The organism is Reichenbachiella agariperforans (genome assembly GCF_900142205.1).
GTDB classification, from domain to species: Bacteria; Bacteroidota; Bacteroidia; order Cytophagales; family Cyclobacteriaceae; genus Reichenbachiella; species Reichenbachiella agariperforans.
On record NZ_FRAA01000001.1, the window covers coordinates 1411927 to 1433068 of the forward strand.

The window sequence follows — 21142 nt, forward strand, 5'->3', positions numbered from 1 at the left end:
TTGGAGATGGTTTAGGTCGGGGTGTACACCCCGACCTTCTTTATTTTCCATTGGACAAGAACACCGCAGCAGGCAAACCTTCTCTATTGTAGAGGTTGACGCCTATGGGATTGGAAGCCCAGGCATAGCGTACATACGCGGGCTTAGGTACTTGTGGACTAGAGACCTCTACTTTATCCTTGCCTTTGATCACAGCGATGGCCTCATGCCACTGTCCGTCCGCTCCGGCAAGCTCGAAGTGCTTCAGGGCTTCATTCACCTCCTCCACGGGATTCATCAGATGTTTATTGGCTATCATTAGACCTGCGCCCACATGATCGAAGGATACGATGGCTTTTCCCTTCTTGAATTTAGCCTTTTCAAATAGCGGCCCACTCACCGCATCTACCTTCACTTGATGGTCATTGGCCAAGGCCCATAGTGCGAGACGCGATCCTGCATCCATTTTGTTGTGCGGATGTACGTCTTTGCCCTCTCCTATATCAATGAGCACGGCCATGCCTGTATTGGGCAACTCCAGCGCCCTTCGTATGGCATCATTGACCATCGCCCAGCCCACATCTGATCGCTGGTCTTTGGTGATATAATTGGCCAACTGCATGTAATAGAATGGAAAATCTCCCTGTCCCCAAGCCGATCGCCAGCTATTGATCAATGTCTTGAAATACTGCTCGTGCTCGTCTTCTTTGAAGTGCGAATTGCTCTCGCCCTGATACCAAATCGCACCGGCTATGTGGTAAGGTATCACTGCCGACAGCATGCCGTTGTACAGCGTGGCGGGCAGTTGCTTGTCCTCTGCCGGATGTACTCTTGGCCAAGGTCGTGACTTACTTCGGTCACTGGCCTTCCAGGCAGCAAAGCGTGCTTCAAAATCTACATCTTCGAAATCCTCCACACTCACGCTATCCGTAATGCGCCTGGTATGCCCCCTACTCTCTTCAAAATAGGCTTTCATCTCTGGATTGGCCTGATAGGCCGACTCAGGAATCCAAGGCTGGATACGCGTACCACCCCAGGAACATTCTACCAAACCGATGGGTACATTTAGATGCTCCCGCAGTTTCTTCGCAAAAAAGTAACCTGTAGCCGTGATCTGCCCGGTCTGCTCAGGGTTGACGCTGACCCAATCTCCTTCAAAATTCTTCGCCTTGCCATCTAGCGCCGTGTTTCGCGGCACCTCGATGTGCCTGATCCAAGGATCATTAGCCCTAGCGATCTCTTCTCGCATGTATTCGACCAATGGTTGGTACTGGCTTTCCCGAGCATCTTTAGTGAATTGAGACATGGCAAAATCCATGTTGGATTGGCCCGTACACAACCACACTTCACCAGACAGCACGTCGCTAATGGTCAGTGTATTTTCACCTGAGACAGTCAGTTGAAAAGGCCCTCCTGCGTCTGGAGTCTGCAAAGTAGCGCGCCAAGTGCTGTCAGCTCTTGCTACTGCATGAGCATTTGCGCCCCAACTGGCACTGATGGCCACTGCCTCACCGGGATCAGCCCAACCCCATATCGGTACTTCGCTGTTGCGCTGCAGCACCATGCCGTCTACAAATAGTGAATGGAGCAAGATGTCTGCTTGCGCCAGCACAGGCGCAAGCAAGAACAGGACTACAATCTTTAGTTTTTTCATACGTACATGCTATCCTACCAAAAATCGTTACCCTTCTCGATCTGCATATTTTTGTACTTTTCGATAAAGATACTGTCCAGCTCTGGTGAGTCTTTGTACTTCGCACGCAGTTCGGTGAGTTTGTCTTTGAGCTCTGCGACTACCTCAGCGTAGGCTGGGTCGTCATAGACGTTGTTCATTTCGTTGGGATCGTTGAGGCGATCGTAGAGCTCCCACTCGTCGATATCGTAGTAGAAGTGTGCCAGCTTGTACTCCTTGGTCACGATACCGTAGTGCCGTTTGACCATGTGCACGCTCGGGTACTCGTAGTAGTGGTAGTAGACGGCATCTCTGTCCCACTGCTCCTTGTTACCCGCGAGCAAAGGCATCAGGCTCTCGCCCTGCATATCGCTCGGTGAGTTGATCCCTGCGGCCTCTAGCAAGGTCTGCGCAAAGTCCAGGTTTTGCACCATTTCGTTTTCTACTACACCGGCTTTTATCTTTTCCGGCCATCTCACCATCAGTGGGGTTTTGAAGGATTCGTTGTAGATGAAACGCTTGTCGAACCAGCCGTGATCTCCGAGATAGAAGCCTTGATCTGAGGTGTACACTACGATGGTGTTTTCTGCCAGGCCGCTTTCGTCGAGGTAGTCCAGGACACGACCTACATTGTCGTCCACAGAGGATATGCAGCCCAGGTAGTCCTGCATGTATCGCTGGTACTTCCATCTCATTTTCTCCTCCTCGGTCATGTTGGGCCAGTTTTGCTCAAAGTCGGCATTGATCTTATCCAGAATCGGATCGTATTGCGCTTTTTGTTCGGCTGTAGCTCTTCCATACGGACCATAAAAACCGTTTTCGAATTCCTCTACTTTCGGAGAGGCCTTGTCGCCCATCTCCTCTAGTAGCTCAGGACGGATCTTGCTATCGTGGCTGTACATCATGTGTGTGAGCAAGTTCATCTCTGCAGTCTTAGCCGCTGTGCCACGATTTGAATAATCGTCGAACAAGGTCTCTGGCTCTGGGAATTGCTTTTGTGTAAACTCAGCAAACTTATCAGCTCTCGGCCACCAGGGACGGTGCGGTGCCTTGTGCATATACATCATCATAAAGGGCTTGTCTTCGTCGCGATCTTCTTTGAGCCAATCGAGGGTCAAGTCGGTGATCACATCGGTCACATAGCCCATGATGGTGGTGTCTCCCTCGGGCGTATTGAAGTCGGGATTGAGGTAATAGCCCTGGCCCGGCAAGATCATAAAATCATCCACGCCCTTGGGGTTGTTGCCGAAGTGCAACTTGCCAAACATGGCCGTCTGGTAGCCATTGGCCTGAAATATCTGAGGGAAAGTCACCTGCGTGGTATCGAAAGGCATCAGGTTGTCGATCTTGCCATTGATGTGCGTGTGCTTGCCCGTGAGGATCGTCGCTCTCGACGGAGCGCAGATCGAGTTGGACACACAAGCGTTGGTAAAAAGCATCCCCTCATCTGCCAATCGATCGATATTGGGGGTCTGGAGCAGCTCACTGCCGTAGGCACTGATGGCCTGATAGGCGTGATCATCCGACATGATAAAAAGGATATTGGGGCGCTTAGGTTTACTCGCTTCTTCCTTGGGCGTGCTACACGACCCTAGTGCCAAAACGCCCAATAATAGTATCAATTGATTTTTCATAAATGAATATATTCTATTGTTCTCTTTAGTTTAATGCTATTTCGCGGTACTCTCCGGGCTCAAAGTACTGTTCCCCTTGACCTTGATTTATGTTGACTGGCACTTCGTTGTGCAGGATCAATTTACCGCCTTTTTGAGTCAAAACCACATTCCCCTTTTGCTCTGTGTTGATTTCAAAACCCTTTCCTTTGAGCGTGGTGCCATTGCCCATGAAGTAGATCACATCTCCATTTTCTTCCGTTCCGATCAATGCATAGCTAGCATCAGTCGCCATGCCCTGATAAGTAGCCTCCTGCCCCTCTCGGCACGAAAACACAAAGTCCTCACGGCCCGATTGATGCGTCACCGCCACCCCTACAAACTCGGCACTTCCGCTCTCGTCTTCAAAGCCATCGATGCTCCTGATCTGCGAGCCCTCGCCCGACGTGTAAGGCTCATACACCGCCACAAAGGGATGCTCCCAAGCCTCGCCATGCTGGCGCGCCGCAAAGGTGAGGTAGGGCTGCTTGCCTACCTCATAAGGCAAGCCTCCGCCCCCCTTGAAGGCCTTGTTTGGGGGACTCTTGATGGCAAAGACTTCACGGCCTTCGGTTCCCTTCATCCAGAGCTTCATCTTCACATCGTCTTCTCCCTCCGGCTGATGGATCGTCCACTCCACTTGATAGTCTTCGTCGGTCTCCACAGACTGCTTGTCCCACATATAGTCGAGCGCATACAGATGCCCTCCGGCAAAACCCATCTCGTCGCTCGGACTCAAGTCGAGCAACTGGTCTGACTCATCGGTCAGCTCCATTTGTTGACCCAGATTGTGGTAATAGTAGTCGTGAAACTTGTCGCCCTTGCGCTGCTTGCGTGAGCGGAATATGTCGATGTAATAGCCTGTGGCCTCACCGGTCTTGACGATACTGACCAAGCGGCTCTGATCGCTGCGTGTCTCTGGTTCGAGAAAAAACACATCCGAATAGGTAATAGCCGGGTAATAGCCCGACCGCTGCTCGGACTTAGGATACTCCCCCATCAGATCAAAAGCGTGGTAGCTCAGCATCTCGGTATAAGACGAGGCTCCATCGACCATCACCGTGTTGTGCGCGGGAAACTGCGAATAGTACTCTAAGTATATCGGCTGTAGATAGCCAGCTCCCTTGCCTGGGTCTGCTCCCTGTACAAAACCCTTGCCGTAGAGCTCCATATTGATACCATTGGCGTGCATGTGATTGCCCAGCGAACCGTTGAGGGAGACCATCATGCCGTCACGTCCCTCACCCATGCGCTGGACGTGCCAGCTGACGTTGGGCGCGTAGAAAGTCTGCGTGATGTAGTCAGCCCTTTCGCCAGCGGCATACTTGGGATTGAGCGCTAGTGGCTTGGCGGCAAAAAACGAAGCAATCTCAGGACGGACTTTGCGCTTGTCCTCGTTTTCCCCCTCCTCAGCGAACAAGCGATACATGGCTGTATAGTCTTCTTCGCGCTGCTTGTCACCCGTATGCTGGGCGATGCGGACCATATCGCTCATCGGCGCTGTGGTGACCGGCCCGTAGTAGGTATCCCCGAAGGCCACCGTTTGCCCATTGGGGAAGAGATACTGAGGCAGCATGGTCACTGCGGCATCCATCACCGGCATATAGGGCAGCAAGTTGTGATCGAAGGTGTTTTGAAAATCCACCATAAAGTGCGTCAGGTCTTTGGTCACCCCCTGCGAGTAGCCGGGGCACTCCGCCCACACGCCATTGTCAAAATCATAGCCATACTCCATAAACTTGGTGAGCGACCACTGACGTGCCGAGGTCTCGTTGAGGATGTAGTCGATGTAGTACTCTCGTCCTTTGCCATCGGCGTAATCGGCATTGTCTTGTAGCACCATGGCTGCTTTGAGGATAATCTTGGCCTGGTGCAGATTCCAGTTGTTTTGCGGCACGCCGTTTTTGATGATCAGATCGTTCCATTTCTTGATGGTCGCTTCGTAGTATTCGATTTGTCCCGGGTGCTTTTGCTCGATATAGCGGTGTAGAAAATCATATAGCTCTGCCACTTGGATTAGGGTACTCTCATGGATCACCTGAAAACAAGTAAGCCCAACCAGTGTCTGGATGTGTCCGTGCAACAGATCGATAGGCTCCCTGCGATAGTACATCCCCATCATATAGGTATCGAATATGTCGTACGCAAATCGGGCGTAGCGCTCATCTCCCTCCAACCAATACAAGAAGGCCGCATCGCGTGCATAGCCGAGAATGCGCTGATTGTGACGGTGAATAATGCCTCCCGTCTCAGACTCATGCACCCACTCCATGGGGCGATCTTCTTTGGTTTTGTTGACCAAATAAAGCCCCCGCTCATCATCCATATAAGGCAGGATATCCTCAAGGGCTGGCATGGCATAGTCGGTCGTATAGTCACGTGAGCCCGTATATCGTACGGTCGGCACAGGCGCTTCCCCATCGGCATGAGAATAGTAAATCCCCTCTACATACACATTGTTCGCCTTGCTCTGCCAGTACATCATCAGTCGGGACACCATCCACTCCGGATCGCTGACATGACGCTCCACGTGCTCATCTATCCGATCGTGAATACCTGCCAGTACCTCCTGCGCCCAAGCTTCCTTTCGGATCGTTTTCTCTAGGTCTTTCTTCTCCTCCTGCGTGAGGTAAATACGCGGGTAGCCTTGCTCCAAGTTTTGCGGCAAGGGGATTTGGGCTTTGCCCCAAAAGGATAGAGACAATAGTAGCGCAAGTAGTATTTGTGGTCTTATCTTCATGACTCGTTCGTTAATCTATGTTGCTCAAAGGGCTATATCTCACTATAAACTCTCCCCTTGTCAGCGGCTCTACCATATCTACTCCGATCCGGTAGGCTGGTGCTCCTTCGCGCAAGTGCTCGACTGGCACTTGCTCTCCACTGAGGTTAAACTCACCCCCAACTGCAGTAACTACGGCTTTCAGTCTCGCACCATTTTCGGTCAGTATCACGGTGCTGTCATCAATGATCTGGTACTCGCCCAGCGTCATGATGGCCGTACCAAAGGTCAGTGGTCGAGAGGCCACAAAACTATCTGCAATCTCAATCTCACCCTGACCAGACTTGTCATTGCTCATGCGACGTGTGAGCTGCTGCAGCCCCTCCACCTCGTAGGCTGGTAGCAAGTTCATCTCTGCTCGGTCTACCTGATCTCCAAACTCAGTCATGGTGATTTGGCCTGCATATTCGATCCCGTTGGACTGTAGCTGCCCGTCGATCCTCGGCACAGGATGCCCCCAAGAGCTGCGAGCCGGATTGGTCGGTGCAAAAGCCCCCGCAGTGTAAGACGGTGCTCCTATGTCTCCCGCAGGTAGCTGATCACCCAGTGCGATCACATAGCTCCCTACGTCGCTGTGATTGTGGTTTTCGGCATTGTGTCCCGCCTTGATCGCGATGGACAAAGGCTGCTCCTGCTGTCCTCGTGAGATGATGATCCCATAGTCGTCGAAGTAGGTATGATCAGGCAGTGAAACCTCCGCTGCTTGATCTGAAATGTAGTTTTGATAATCTGCACCGAGTACAATAGACTGCACGGCCTCATCGGGCTGGAAGTAGCTCGGCTTTTGCGAGCCGTAGTACTTAGCCGCCATCACGTAGGCAAAATTATGTTCACTTTTGACCCGAGTCACCCCATCCGAAAATGGCGCATACAGACCGGGATGTATTTGATAGGTCTCTGGGAAGTTGGCCACCTTCCTCATTTTCTGTGGATTATCGAAAGTGAATAGATCAATCTTTCCATCCGTATAGTCATAGAGTATCTCGGCCAGATAGAGGTAATGACCAAAGCCGTAACTCCAGTAGCCGGTCCCCTCCGAGCAGTAGCCGTCATCGCCAAATCCTGACATATAGTAGCGCATGCTGTTGATCGCGCTACCGATGGCCTGAAGTCTTTCTTCCTGGCTATCAGAAGTCACCATGATACTAAAGAGGGTGCCGCTGGTACAGACAGAGTTCCAATTGCTGGTGCTGCGAATCCATTTGTTGCTTTCCGGCTCCAGTTCTTTGGTAGACTGCAGGTAGGAATCGGTAATCCTCCATCGCAGCTGAGTCCCTATCTCTTGGCGCAGTGTGGCGGGCAGCTTGTCAGTCAGTACCGCATCGGCCAGCGCCAGCACCAAAGCGAATTTTCTCGCTCCCAGGTCTATCGACACTCTTTTGCCCTCCAGTACGGTATTGTCCTTGTCGTCGTGGTTGGGGTGTAGCCAAGACTTCATCGCCAATATGGCCTGGGTATGCTCGACGATGGGGTCGAGGTAGCGTCCTTGGTTTTCCATGCACTCGGCCAGGATGTACTTTTCCAATCGATCCATGGTACGGTAGTAGTGCGGCTTGTAGATGCCACGGTTGCCCTCCCGATTGGCGCGGCGGTAGATTTCGTCAGAGATCGGCACTTCTGGCTTCTTGTCGATCAGCTCGGCGGCTTGATTGAGGTAGTATTGTCCCAAGTCCGTCTTGGCAAAATCTTTCCAATATCCTCGATCGGTATAGTCCGGCGCGGGCTGAAAGGCCTCTTCTGGCACGAGTCCTTTCAGCCTATCGAGCTGTTGTGCATTGGGATGTATGGCCGCTGAGTCTGCCAGCGAGAGGTATTCTGCTATATCTAGCGGTGTTTGCTCCTGAGGAGCGCAGCTATACAGTGCCAGAGCCATGAGGCCAAGTAGGATGAGCTTTTTCATGATTTATATTGTGGGTTCACCTTTCAGGTATTTGAGAGAAATCAAAAACAGGTCGGTCTCGCGGACGGTGAGTGTGTAGAACTTGCCGTCGTATTTGTAGTTGTTGAAGAAACCGTGACCTGCTCCCTCGTAGAGGAAGAGCTCGCAGCGCGCGCCTGCAGCTTCCATTTTGGCTTGGTAGTTTTCGGCAATACTGACGGGGATCAAATGATCCTCACGTCCCAAAAATACGATGGTCGGCGGTGCGTCGGCGGTGATGTTGTGTGCGGGCGAAATCTCCTGCCACCGCTCGCCCATGCGCTCATGCTGGAAGCCTTCCGGCCCATTGTCGAAGACCGGATTGAACAAGACGAGAGCATTGGCTTTGGAACTGACACTCAAGTCCTCTCCTGCCTGATCCAGTCCCGGACACACACCACAAGCAGCTGCGAGATGTCCTCCCGCTGAGCCCCCCGATGCGACAATCTTTTTCGGATGGATATTGAGCTGTTTGGCATTGCTGCGGAGGAAACGAATCGAAGACTTGGCATCTGCCACCGCCTCGTAGGGTGTGGTCTGGTGTCTGTTTTTCACTCTATAATCCACCAATACAGTCACCATACCTCTCGACGCAAAATATGCTGCCTGAGGTTCAAATTGCTTGATGGTACCGCCATTCCATCCACCGCCAAAGAAGAAGACGAAGGTCGGGTACTTCTTTGACTTCTTGTAGTCGGGAGGATAGCGCAAGATCATATCTAGCGTATCGCCATCGATGATTTTGTAAGTGAGACGGATCGGCTCCTGACGATCACCCGCCAGCGCCTCCACATCCAGCGCTTGCGACGTGGCGCCTCCGATGGCCACCACTGACAACCAGACCACTAGGATTATGTTTTTCATGCTATCGTAGCTCATCGCTTGTTTACTATTTTGATATTTTGTCCTTTGTTTTCCAGCACCTCACCATTGGTCACGATCTTGCTATTGCTCACCATCGAGCCTATTTTGATCGGCATGCCCGTTTGGTTGATCAATGTCAGCTCCGAGGTCTCTCCCTCGCTATAAGGCGACATGGATTCGCCATGCTCGGGATGGGTATAGCCTACCAAAATCGGTAGCTGTTTTTTTCTTTCTTTTCCTTTTTCCGCCATGAGTTTCACCTTGTTGTGGTCTCCCTGGATAGTCACCAGCGAATGCACCATACGATCCGATTCGGCAGAGTCTACGATCAGCTCCACGTCTACTCCGCTGCCTTCGACAAACATCAATGGCCCATAGTTGGCATCTCCGCGGCAGTTTTTGACCACTGCGCCATCGCCTATCCAGTAGGCGCGCTCGGTACCGATGGTGGTACAGTTTTCCAGCCGTATGCCTTCGTTGGTGCGCAGTTCGAAACCCGCTCGTGTGTTTTTGGCTATGCAATTTTTGAAATTGATGTTTTTGATCTGGCCATAAGTACGAAAGCCATCTTCGCATAGCGACTTCATGTATCCCGGGGTGACGACATACTCTCCTTCCCGATTTTGAGTCCAGGTTCTGAAGTCCACCTCCACCGCTGGCCCTGACGTCTCTGCCAGGATGTCGTCGGTAGAGCGCACCTCGCCCTCGGCATAGCAGTCTTCGAAATAGACGTTTTCGGCCTTCTTTTGCACGAAAAAGCAGTGGCCAAAAGAGCGGTTGTAGATTTTGGAACGATAGACCTTGGTCTCGCTACCTGTGATCAGCAGGCCACTGTGCTTTTTGTGTCGGATCACCGTTGGTCCTCCCTTGCCAAACAAATCGCCATAGCCATAGGGATACGAACCTTTGACATACAGCGTGATATCCTCCAGTACATTGGCCGTACCTGCCACCTGCAAGACTGTGCCACCAGGTGAGTTACCATCTCCCACGCATCGGATGGTCAGGCCTTTGATCGTGTTGTCGCTGCCTGTGACCAGGAACTCATCGCTATGGATGGGTGGTCGAAGCGCCGTCCGTAGCTCCGTATCTACCACGATCTCGACACCCGTCAAGTCAAAGACATTGTTGCTGCCTGTGAAGGTGATGTACTGGAACTGCTGACGATCGTGACGCACCCTCATGGAGTCCATCGATAGATAGTCTGTCAAAGGATACACCCCCGGCTCCATGGTGATTACGTTTCCGCTTTTGGCAGCATAATTGGAGAGCTGGGCAAGGGAATTAATCTTGATTTCTGCAGCTTGTAGTACTCCAGAAATCAAAACCAATGTAAATATCATTGTGCTTCGAATTTTGTTCATAATCAATTCTATTTTCAGCCCTTCTCATTCACTTCATGTTAATCTAAAAAAGGCCGACACTGCAAGCTTTTTCCGGGCAAGAAATAGCTGCAGTCATCGGCACTTGAGAAAACTTACTCTTTGATAACCTTTATCTGCTTGAATGTCTTGCGACCACTCAAAATCAGAACATACAAACCAGGATTGAAGCTGCCAACATCAACACCTAGTTTATTCACGTTCTGATCAATTGTTTTTTTCTCTATCACTCGACCGTCCATGTTGTAAATCACCAATTGACTATATTTTGATTCAGGTACTGTTAGAGTTAGTTCTCCTGATACAGGGTTCGGGTAGGCAATGACCTGAGTGAGTTCATTATTTTGTGTAGAAAGCACCTTTTCGTTGGTTTCTAAATTTCCCACATCTGCAGCTTCAAACTTCCACTGCTGATCTTCGCTGGTCTCGTCCAGTTCACCAAGAAACACATTGGCTCCATCAAACCTTCCCATTCCTCCATCGATCACCAGTTCACTGCCTCGCTTGAGCAATCGAAAATGATCATTGCCCCCTCCTATTTTCATCCATTGCTGATTAGCATCCTCCATCGCGCATTTGACCAAAGTCACATGCTGATCTACTATATTTTCTTCCCCGCCATAGAGGCAGAGATCAGTATCATATTGCTGATAGCTGTAGTACCCATTGCCTCTGTCTATTTCCTTCCAAGTCAAGTTGATATGATTGCTGTGTCTCAGCAAGGTTATCTCATGGTCCTCTTCTGAATCCTCACCTCCGTCGATCGCATAGAGCGTCGCGCTTCGTTTGATCATCTGAATAGCACCGAATGAAGAAGCGGCTCCTTCGTAAACTTCCACTTCTGCCAAAGCCAGTGTCCCAACACCTTGGATTTGGACACGTACGATATCTCCCTCAGCCCCCTGAGCATCTACTATCAATGAGGCCTCTGACAATGACTCTATGTACTGGCTAAAGCGCAGTTCACCTGACCGTGTCAATACCTGAACCACAAAATTGGTTAGCCTATCGGCGTTGCTGTCTGTTCGGTTATATATCTTGATTTCTCCAACGGTTCGGATACTGCCTAAATCTACTTGCCACCAGGGGTAGTAGGTATTCGCGATGCTATGGGTCACCGAGTTGTTCAGAAAGACACCGTCTGTGCTGCCATCTACGGCACGACTAGCGATTCCCTGATAGCCGGTAGAAGACTGACTCGCTGAGCGTTTGAAGGCCAAATTGGGGCTTTGACTTTCGTCTAATACCTTGAGGGCCAATGCATCCGTCTTGTCGATGGTACTGCTCTCGTAGTACACTTCAAAGGTCTTGTCTGCGTTTTTCTCCAAGTATTGGATTTGCATCAGGTGACTACCCGCTTGCAAACAAACTTTGGCACTTACCTCCTGGAGCGACGATCCTTCATGGTTGATCACCGCTTGGCCATCGATCTTGAGAATGGCATGGTCGTCCGACTTGATGTAAAAAGTATAGCTATCATCCGATGGCGCTTCCAAAAAACCTTCTAAAACCAAGGCAAACTGGCTCAAACTATCCGCGGCACTGATACTGAGGTCGGCCATCTGTCCTACGTGAGTCGCTGAGATAGCCGCAAAATCAGGCATCTCGTCATGCTCTCCCGAATAGAGCTTGTAACCCACCCCGTCTTTGGTCTCAGTAGGCAGATCAAAACTCTCCAATTCGACGCAAATCTCGTCGCAAGGCACTTGAGCGATGGTATTGTCTGTACCCAGATCGTTGATCTCGCCACAGGATTGACCTGTGACATTGGAGCTCTTGTCGGATAGATTGATAGGGAAACCTGTGAGGTTTTGGATATCAATGTTGTTAGCCACAAAATCGTTTTGGTGAGGCAGATTGCCATAGAGCAAGCGGATATTATTTTTGTCTCCACCGACTTTGATCGACATGCCATCAGGGTAGTCATCCAGATCGCCACGCAAGATCAGTTGATGTTCGCTACCGCCAATATAGGCGACTGAGCCTAACCCATTGTAATAGTCATCGCTAGGAGGCATTACGGTAATATCCGCATTGAAACTTTTATCATTTTCGTAGGTAGAAGCATATACAGGGCCGTAGATGGCGTCTGCTCTACAATTGATCACGTCACCCGACGCGAGTGAAAAGCCATTTTCACAACCAATAGCAGTACAATTTTCTACGAATTTGGTACCTGTAGCATGGGCGATGGTCACTCCTGTCCTCATATTCTTGACGGTGCAGTTTCTCACGACAGGATTGGAAGTTCCTCTCTCAATAATATCGCCATCTATCACAGTCGTACCTGCATTGTAGGCTCTGATACCTGCTTCTGCCAGACTGAGCATGTAGCCGGCTGGCAAACGGTAGCCCCATACCGTCATGAAGTCTACATTGTCGGCTGGGGATCCTGTCCCCTCTTCGAGGAGCATATCATCAGTGGTACGTACTTCTCCCTCTACATAGCAGCCCTCGATGATCGGATTGCTGGCGGCTTGCATAAAAATCGCATGGCCGTAAGAATGATGGATCAAAGTACAGTCTTTGATTCGGTTGGATTCGCCTCTGATCAAGAGTGCACTGTGCTTTTGGTGACCAATCACAGGACCCGCACCTTTGCCAAAAGCATCACCATAGCCGTAAGGAAAAGAACCCTTGATGGTCATATGAAACCCCTCGATCAGATTGCCTAATCCGTCCATTACGATGTTGCAGGCTGATCTACCAGGATTGTCGTGTACAGATCCGTCATCTACCATCGTCAGGTTTTTGAGCACATTATGATTGCCAACAATCTGTAGCTCGTTGACACTAGTACTACCATAAGCACTGAGGACAGCCGTCTCGATTTTGATAGTCACACCTGTAAAGTCATAGGTACTGTTGTTGCCTTCGAAAAGCAGCAGCACCTTATTGGTAGCACCGATGATTGTTTGCTCTTCGTACAAATCATTGACCACATCCGCAGCGGTGATTGTGTATGTACCCGGTGCTATCTTCACATCTACATTGCTCTCTTTGGTATATGGTATGAACTCTGCCAGAGACTCTACAACTACCTGAGCCTGTGTCACTGTAGTGGTCAGTAGTACCAAAACCAAGCAAAACAAACCCACCAGTCCATTGCTCATTCTATTGATACTCTGGTAAAATTTCATTCTCATAACTTATTTTATTTAGTAATTAAATCGTCTTTCATACTCTCCTCATCACGGTAGTAGATCATGCACTACTCATGAGGATGCCCTCACTTAAATCTTTTCCACATCGACAAAGTAAGCTCCCAGTTCGGTCCCATCTTCCAGTGTAAACCATGTTTGGAGTTGGCTATCTCCTTCTTCCAACTCCACGGTAAACTCCACGAATTCGCTACAGCCATCTACTGCCGTACTCCTGTCCTTGTCCTGAACCAATATTCTCGCCTTTTGGATAGTAAGTGCTTTGCCCTTTTTGCTTTCGTCGACGCTGGTACCTGGTAGAGCTGGGCGCACTGGATAGGGTGCATTGAGCATCATACCGGTCTCCACAGGCCACCTGCGCAGTCTTATTTTGTAGGTACCTGCCTCCGCGACTTTGATTTGCCAATAGCCATTGTCTACATAGCCACTTCGAATATGGCGCTGGTGCCAAGGGCTCACTTTGTCCGTGTGCCAGTCGTGGCAGTATAGTTTGGTCGGATTCTCAGCCACATGCCCCACATAGATATAAGGCTGATCCTCGTAGCTCGGAGATATCTCTGCCCACCATTTGTCATAGTAAGCTTTGAACTCCGCCATTTTCTCAGGATGCTGATCGGCAATATTGTTGCGCTGCCCGGGGTCGGTCTCTAGGTTGTAAAGCTCAACGCCATCGATGAGTCGCCATTTGCCTTGCATGAGCGAAGTTCTGCGCCATGGTTCTGGCACCTCGATGCGCTGCGAGTTGGTGATCACGATGCGGTCTTCAAATTTCTTATTGTTACCCTTGATCAATGGCAGCAGACTCTGTCCGTCAAACTTCAGCCCTTTCTCCACTTTGAGTCCGGCCATGTCCACCAGGGTGGGGAGTATGTCGTAGTGAGCAGTGAGCTCGTCAATGTCTGTGCCTGTGGTGATGCCACCATCTGCCCAATGGATGAACAGCGGCACGCGGTGTCCGCCCTCGTACTTGCTGGCTTTGATGCCACGCATACCGTCGTTGAAGCCTTTGTTGACAAAGCCATCCAGGCGGTGTCCCTCTACCCGCGCTCCCTGAGCCGTACCATTGTCAGTCATGAAAATCAAAATGGTATTGTCCATGATCTCGTTGGCCTTGAGGAAGTCGACCAGCTTGCCGATATTTTCATCTACATTGGCAATCATGCCATAAAAAGCCGCCATAGGGATCGTACCGTCTTCTTCGTACTGCTTGTAAGGCTCTAGGTATTTATCCTCGACGAAATAAGGCGAGTGTGCAGCATTGGTAGGTAGGTAAACAAAGAATGGCTCATCTTTCTTGTCAGCCATAAACTTCATAGCCTCCTCAAACCAAATATCAGTACAATAGCCTTCGTATTTTTCCAATTTTCCGTTGTGGATGTAGGTGTCATTGAAGTAGTCATTGTCCCAGTAGTCCATGGTCTGCTCCATTCCCCCACCACCGTGGGTGAGCACTTCTTCAAAACCTTTGTCCTCTGGACGAAAAGGGTAATTGTCCCCTAGGTGCCACTTGCCAAAAAGCCCCGTAGCATAGCCATTGTCCTGCATGATCTGTGCAACTGTGGTCTCTCTCTCCAAAATCATCGAGCGGCCATTGACCGTGTGCCAGACCCCCGCTCGGTTGGCATTGTGCCCCGTCATGAGTGCGGCACGACTCGGTGCGCAGGTCGGATTGACATGATAATCGGTAAAACGTACACTAGTGGCGTGCAGCTGATCTATGTTGGGAGTTTGGATGATGGGATTGCCCAAAGCGGCAATGTCTCCATAGCCTTGGTCATCCACAAGAATGAGGATGACGTTTGGTTTTTCTTTTGATTGGCTATTTGACGCATGACACGTCAAAGCCAATGCACTCCACAATACTCCGAGGTATGCTACTCTTCTAATCATTCGTAATTTGTCTTCTAATCTCTCCATCACTTCCACTCTCCAAACGAGCAAAGACCCCTGTCTTGAATATCACGTAATCCGAGAGGCAATGGCTTAAAAACAAATCTCTGAATCTGCGTACGCTTGGGGTATTAACTATGGTTCAGAAGTGATAAATTATGAGTCTACAATCAAAAAAAGGAACCATCCCTACAAACTCGGCCATCGCTCTTTCTAAACTCTACACACGCTAGGTCCCTTTTCAAACGAAAGAGGCTGTTTCAGTAAAATGAAACAGCCTCTATATTGTATTCAGTTGTTGTTGTGAATATAAATATCCTTCGTCTACTGTTTGAGTACCTTCAATGAGAGAGGCGCTTGACCTCCGTACAATTTCAAGACATAAACCCCTTGAGGAAATGCACTGATATCCATGATTTCCTGAGATGAGCTCGGAGCAATCTTGCCCTCCTTCATGACTTGGCCATGGATAGTAAAGATTCTGTATGTACTGTACACCCCTTTATTGATACTCATCGTCATGGTCTCACTGGCGGGGTTAGGATAGACTCCCACCCCACTGGCCTCAGGGTCTGATGACAAAACCGGTTCTTCTATCGTATATTCTTTCACCGATATGTCAGTCATTTGGTAGGTCCCATTGGGGGTGCTGCTCGACGCTGTGATGATCACTCGTACGTTGTTTCCTGTGATCTCATCTGATGAAAATTCTCCATTGGAGTCCGCTCCTGTCGATTCTAGCATAGCCAATACTTCTCCACCATCGACTTGATAAGAAACCTTGACAAAATCATCAGCTGTCAAACCACTAGTCGCCAACAATTTGAGGTAAATAGAGACACTCGACACACAAGAAATATCGATCGGTTCCGAGGTGAATTCATAGGTTTGATTTTTGACTACCACTGTGGGCATCGTCCAGGGCAGCTCACACCCCGCTACGCTATATACATTGAGTTCCTGAGACGTTTCTACAGGAGCATATTCCCAACTCCCCTCTTGCGAAGCAGTAATTGTCGTAATCCCATTGCTGACAACATGAATTTTCCCCGCTACGATGGTAGCTACCGAAGGATTGGAACTGGTGTAACTCAGTGGACGTCCTGAGTCCACCGTAGCTCCTGGATCAAAATCATCATCTCCCACCACTACTTTTGGAAACTCAGGGAAAGCAATCACCTGCGCTATTTTTTCGTGTGCGGGCCCTGTATACACCTCAGAGATGAGCTGTTTCGCTACATTACCTCCTTCGTACATCACAGAGATGGAGTTGCCCCCTGTCGCCTCAAAATATTCGATGTACAAATGATGATAACCTGGATTGAGACATATCTTGCCTGACCGTTCGTCCTCAGCACCATGCAAGCCATCATGGTCTATTATTTCCATGTCATCGATGTACAGTTTGGAGCCGTCATCAGAACTGACATAAAAAGTATAATCGGCCTCTTCCTCTATATTGATATAACCATCAAAGGTCATGGCGAAGTAATTATCAACCCTACTCGGACTAAGACTGATCTGGTCCAGGTTGCCTGCTTCCACTGGGGTCAGTGTAGAGAAATCCGGTAGCGAGTTCCATTGTCCTTCGTAGTACACATAGCTGATCCCCTCCTCCAGATTATCCGGCGTCTCTACGGGTTCATTGTCGCACGCACCAGTAGCATATGTTTCGCTAAGCACTTGTTTGCTTACGGTAGGACCAGCATACATGACAGCTAGCGCCTGGTCTCCTGCATTGTGAAAGTACTCTACCACTATCTGGTGATACCCCTCGTCCAAACAAACCTCGCCAGAAGCCTCTACCGCATCATGTACCCCATCATTGTTCACTACTTCCACTCCATCGACAAGCAATCGAGACCCATCGGCAGATTCAGTATAGAAGGTATAAGTACCATTGATAGGAATAGAAAAGTGCCCTTCGAACACCAAAGCATATTGCTCTCCATCTACCCCTTCTATCAGCCCTATCTCATCAGCGATATCAGTAGCCGCTGGTGACAACCGCTCAAAATCTGGTAGATTGTCCCAAGTGCCCTCATAATAACTGTAGTTGACGCCATCGACAAAACGATCCGACGCGTCCACAGCTGCCAGTCCTCCTTCACATTCGTGTGGACTGCCATCTTCGATACTTATACTATTGAGCACAAAAGAATCTGAGGTTCCGCTGATGCTGATTTTCATAGGCTGTACGCCTTGCCTCAAGATCACATCATTGGCAATCGCCAAATCCTGCCAATCATCCAGGCCAGTTGAATAGCCCACGCCATTGGGGACCGTGATTTCCTCGGTCACCTCCTCATTGCTGAATGAAAATTTAATTTTCCCCCCAGCACTCGCCGATGCGTAGCTAATAGAGATGTTGTACAGAGAAGTAGCTGGTACCTGTACGGTATAAGTCATCCATTCTCCATCTTCTAAACTTCCCACTTGGTAACCGCCCTCTGAGCAAACAGCTATATCTACCCCTTCGTCCGTACGATATTCTCCACTTGTATTGGAGTCATCCACGTCATGATACACCTTACCTTCACCACTGAGCGCAAAGTGATCGAAATTTTCCGCTTCAATACTTCCCGGTACCACATTCATCTGATACATGGGCAACCCGTCCTCATCATAGCCACTCACTGGATCTCCAGGGCTGACACGACGAAACTTCAACCCACCCCAGCCAGGATAATCAACAGCATTTTTTCCATCTTCTACACCGATCTCTTCTGTCATCACCTCAAAACCTCGCTGCATCCACTTATAATCTTCGCTAGGGAGCATCATTCGGTCTTTGTAATGCCCCAAGTTCATCTCATAGATGGGCATTAGCGTATTCGTTCCTCTTTCAAAATTTTCTGGTTCAAGGTTATTCGCTACATAAGGATTGATTTTCAATGACCTCCATCTCCCTGATCTGTCAGTCCTTTGAATGTATTCTCCGCTTTCTACCGTAGGCTCCCAGGGCTCGGGTTGATCGGGATAAGCATGCTCCCAACTCAGGTTGTATCGCATGGTAAACTCCAAGCCCAACAATTGTCGGTTGTCTAGGTGACCATAGAGATCATCCCCTTGATTCCATGCCATTTCAGAGATACAATTCATGATCAAAACTCCCACTACCGTATGTGTCTGGTCTCTTGAGCTTTCCTGACATTGGCCATTCTCATAGATGTAGTTTTCTATTACTTCATTATAACCATAATCCTCAATTTCATTACCTATACTCACCTGCCGAAACTCTTCGTAGTATTCATTGCCTGTCGTCAATGGCTCTGTAACTGGTGGGCCTGATGGATAAGGCAAATCATCCGCTCTATGCGGCAATCCTTTGAGGTATCGCAAGGCTCTTTCGTAGATTATTTCATTGTCTAGAAAAATACCCATCGCCATGAGTGACCGATAGGCAAAGAGTCCTTGGTTGCCATGTCTCGAAGGGTCTCCTTGATACACGCCCCAATAGAAGGTAGTAGAACCCGTCGGGGTTTCGGTACCAGACCATCCTGGGTACACCAACATATCGCCAAATTTCTTTTGGTCTTCTTCTGACCAGCCATCATAGGTATGTTTGATGATTTCCGCTCCTTCACACATCTTCCAAGGTCCACGTCCCTGAGAAAGGGCTATCCCTCCAGTACTGGTCAAATTCACCCAAGCATTGAAGATTTCAACACATTTTTGCGCGTGTCTTTCGTCTCCTGTGATGTACCACATCAAGGCGTTGTGGTAGGCCGCATAGCCGTCATTCAAAAACCTACTATCAGCCGCATTGTCCAAAGTGGTGATGGACAAATTACCATTGACATTGTAATTGTAGCTGGCCGAGCTTTGCTCTTTGAACTTTTCGAAACTGCTCGCCCATGGCTCCTCTCCCGCCTCGACCATTGCTTTCATCCGATCCAAATCAGACTTCTTGTGAGAAATACCTGGATGTATCAACTGCGCCATGGATTGGCTACCAATCAATAAAATAGCAAGGATCAAACACAATCTGCTCCACACGGATTTTTTCATTATTTGTAACTTTTCTTTCATATCATACTCATTTTTTGTCCTCTACTAGAGAATAGTCAAACTCAGATCATACGATCAATTTGATGCTAATACTATAGTCCTATCAGATAGTCATGAATCATAACATTCCTCTGGTATTGTAGCAAGATCAGGGAAACTGGATTACTAGCGTATCCTTCATGGGTCACTACGTATAAATCATCATCCAAAAAGTATGTTTGGCTTGATAATGAATAAATATCATGGCAGATGTACACTACATGTACACCTACCATGATTTTCATTTATCTATTGTTTCATGACCTTTAGGGTCTTAGCTGTGCTATCACCCTCCAACTTGAGTATATACACACCCGAATGGAGTGCATTGAGATCAATATCCAAGGTTTGCAAATCGGGATCAATATCCCCGTCTTTATATACTTTACCATCTATGTTGTAAAGCACAAATGATCGATATGCATGCTCTGATAACTCAACAGTCAAATGATCACTTGCAGGATTGGGGTAGAGCTTGAGCTCTGCTGATTCTAAAATCTCTGGTTCCAGATTTGAGATTTCTCTAGCGCTGGAGCTTACGGCATCAAATCTCCAGTGTTGATTCTGATTATTTGTGTTCATCGTCCAGAGATAGACATTTTGGTTTATGGCACCTCCACCGCCACCATCAATGGCATAGTTAGGTGCATTCCTTTTCTGCAAAAGATAATGACCACCCCCAACATCTATCTTCTTCCAATGCTGGTTTTGATTATTGTCAGAGCAACTCCATAGATAAACGTCTTGCCCATTGGCACCTCCGCTTCCTCCATCTATACAATAATTGGTTCCCTTTTTCTGGTAAGAATAGTAACCATTACCTCGATCTATTTCAGTCCAGGTAAGGTTATTATGATTGACATTTGTATACAATTCTATAGTAGCACCGTTAGAGTGATTACCTCCGCCATCTATCGCATAGCCTGTGGCATTGCCTTTAACAAAACGGAAATCTCCTCCGCTACTATTGCTACCGCCATCACAGCAGTTGAGCGGGTTCACAATATCATATCCATTAGCACCTCGGTAAATACTGACTTCATCGTATGTAACGGTTCTAGTTTCATTGTTCACATAATTTGCATTATCATAAGCATATATACCCCATGAACCGGGCACAGAATACGACCCATTAACCTGGCCACTGGCGGCCGTCTGATCACCGAAACCTAAAATCAGGTCAGATCGGTCTAACTTTAGTTCATCATCTATCCACACTTGAGCAATACCTTTGTTGTATTCCCTTAACTTGATACGCATCACAACTCTGACAAATTTGCCTTTTGGAAAGTTGTTTTGGATAACCTTGTCATAGGTGGCAGTGATATTATACCGGTGTTGCAGGATCAACTGCCCGTCACTATTATATTCAAGATGAACATAATGGTTTGCAGCTCCATCAGGCCTAAAACCCCATATCTGAAACACACTCATTTCTGTATTGGAGCTATTTGCAAATGTATTGGTGTGAATTTTCATCCAAAACCCTGTCCAGAATTCCTGGGTATATGTCCAATCATTATTATCAATCCTGAACTCTGATTTTTTGGAAGTGTTGCCACCATCATATAACCCCTCCCACCAATCACATTGAATACGATTGCTTACAAAGTTTACCCTGTTAGACATTGATGAGTATGTACGCTCAAATGGACCAAAGTCTCCATTAAAATCATGCCCTACATATGTTTGGGCATTTGACTGATGAGACCACATTAGGCATAGCGCCAATGCGGTCAAAAGAAATAGTTCTTTCATTTTGAATAGATTTAAGTTAGAGATTATTTATTCAATA

Annotated in this window: 10 protein-coding genes; all 10 read right to left on the reverse strand. The window is 48.6% G+C overall.

Annotated features, from left to right (window positions below):
• Window positions 1-40: 40 nt before the first annotated feature.
• Entirely contained in the window at window positions 41-1633 is a 1593-nt protein-coding gene (locus tag BUB99_RS05575) for a sialate O-acetylesterase (RefSeq protein WP_073120223.1), read from the reverse strand.
• A gap of 14 nt (window positions 1634-1647) precedes the next feature.
• Window positions 1648-3285: a sulfatase family protein gene (locus BUB99_RS05580; RefSeq protein WP_073120225.1), complete on the reverse strand. Its 1638-nt coding sequence runs from the start codon at window positions 3283-3285 to the stop codon at window positions 1648-1650.
• 25 nt (window positions 3286-3310) lie between these two features.
• Complete coding sequence (locus tag BUB99_RS05585) at window positions 3311-6043, reverse strand: hypothetical protein (RefSeq protein ID WP_073120227.1); 2733 nt, start codon at window positions 6041-6043, stop codon at window positions 3311-3313.
• A gap of 10 nt (window positions 6044-6053) precedes the next feature.
• On the reverse strand, window positions 6054-7982 hold the full coding sequence (locus tag BUB99_RS05590) for a hypothetical protein (protein WP_073120229.1): 1929 nt from the start codon (window positions 7980-7982) through the stop codon (window positions 6054-6056).
• A 3-nt stretch (window positions 7983-7985) separates the two neighbouring features.
• Window positions 7986-8717, reverse strand: a complete 732-nt coding sequence (locus tag BUB99_RS05595) for an alpha/beta hydrolase (RefSeq protein WP_245816803.1) — start codon at window positions 8715-8717, stop codon at window positions 7986-7988.
• A 158-nt stretch (window positions 8718-8875) separates the two neighbouring features.
• Window positions 8876-10207 (reverse strand): hypothetical protein, encoded by a 1332-nt coding sequence (locus BUB99_RS05600; RefSeq protein WP_073120231.1) that lies wholly within the window; start codon window positions 10205-10207, stop codon window positions 8876-8878.
• A gap of 134 nt (window positions 10208-10341) precedes the next feature.
• The gene (locus tag BUB99_RS05605; protein WP_084190363.1) at window positions 10342-13392 is read right to left on the reverse strand and encodes a galactose-binding domain-containing protein; all 3051 of its coding nucleotides are present in this window, start codon (window positions 13390-13392) and stop codon (window positions 10342-10344) included.
• Window positions 13393-13479: 87 nt separating this feature from the next.
• Window positions 13480-15297 carry an arylsulfatase gene (locus BUB99_RS05610; protein WP_073120624.1) on the reverse strand — a complete coding sequence of 606 codons (1818 nt, stop codon included), beginning with the start codon at window positions 15295-15297 and terminating at the stop codon, window positions 13480-13482.
• A gap of 324 nt (window positions 15298-15621) precedes the next feature.
• Window positions 15622-19329: a PA14 domain-containing protein gene (locus BUB99_RS05615; RefSeq protein ID WP_084190364.1), complete on the reverse strand. Its 3708-nt coding sequence runs from the start codon at window positions 19327-19329 to the stop codon at window positions 15622-15624.
• 267 nt (window positions 19330-19596) lie between these two features.
• Window positions 19597-21105, reverse strand: coding sequence for an RICIN domain-containing protein (locus BUB99_RS05620; protein ID WP_084190365.1), 1509 nt, complete (start codon window positions 21103-21105; stop codon window positions 19597-19599).
• Window positions 21106-21142 lie beyond the last annotated feature (37 nt).

Bases quoted from the DNA above. Each gene is read 5' to 3' on its own strand.
- BUB99_RS05605 (WP_084190363.1), bottom strand. From the start codon at position 13,392: ATGAGAATGAAATTTTACCAGAGTATCAATAGAATGAGCAATGGACTG.
- BUB99_RS05600 (WP_073120231.1), bottom strand. From the start codon at position 10,207: ATGATATTTACATTGGTTTTGATTTCTGGAGTACTACAAGCTGCAGAA.
- BUB99_RS05580 (WP_073120225.1), bottom strand. From the start codon at position 3,285: ATGAAAAATCAATTGATACTATTATTGGGCGTTTTGGCACTAGGGTCG.
- BUB99_RS05595 (WP_245816803.1), bottom strand. From the start codon at position 8,717: ATGATCTTGCGCTATCCTCCCGACTACAAGAAGTCAAAGAAGTACCCG.
- BUB99_RS05615 (WP_084190364.1), bottom strand. From the start codon at position 19,329: ATGAAAGAAAAGTTACAAATAATGAAAAAATCCGTGTGGAGCAGATTG.
- BUB99_RS05620 (WP_084190365.1), bottom strand. From the start codon at position 21,105: ATGAAAGAACTATTTCTTTTGACCGCATTGGCGCTATGCCTAATGTGG.
- BUB99_RS05585 (WP_073120227.1), bottom strand. From the start codon at position 6,043: ATGAAGATAAGACCACAAATACTACTTGCGCTACTATTGTCTCTATCC.
- BUB99_RS05575 (WP_073120223.1), bottom strand. From the start codon at position 1,633: ATGAAAAAACTAAAGATTGTAGTCCTGTTCTTGCTTGCGCCTGTGCTG.
- BUB99_RS05610 (WP_073120624.1), bottom strand. From the start codon at position 15,297: ATGATTAGAAGAGTAGCATACCTCGGAGTATTGTGGAGTGCATTGGCT.
- BUB99_RS05590 (WP_073120229.1), bottom strand. From the start codon at position 7,982: ATGAAAAAGCTCATCCTACTTGGCCTCATGGCTCTGGCACTGTATAGC.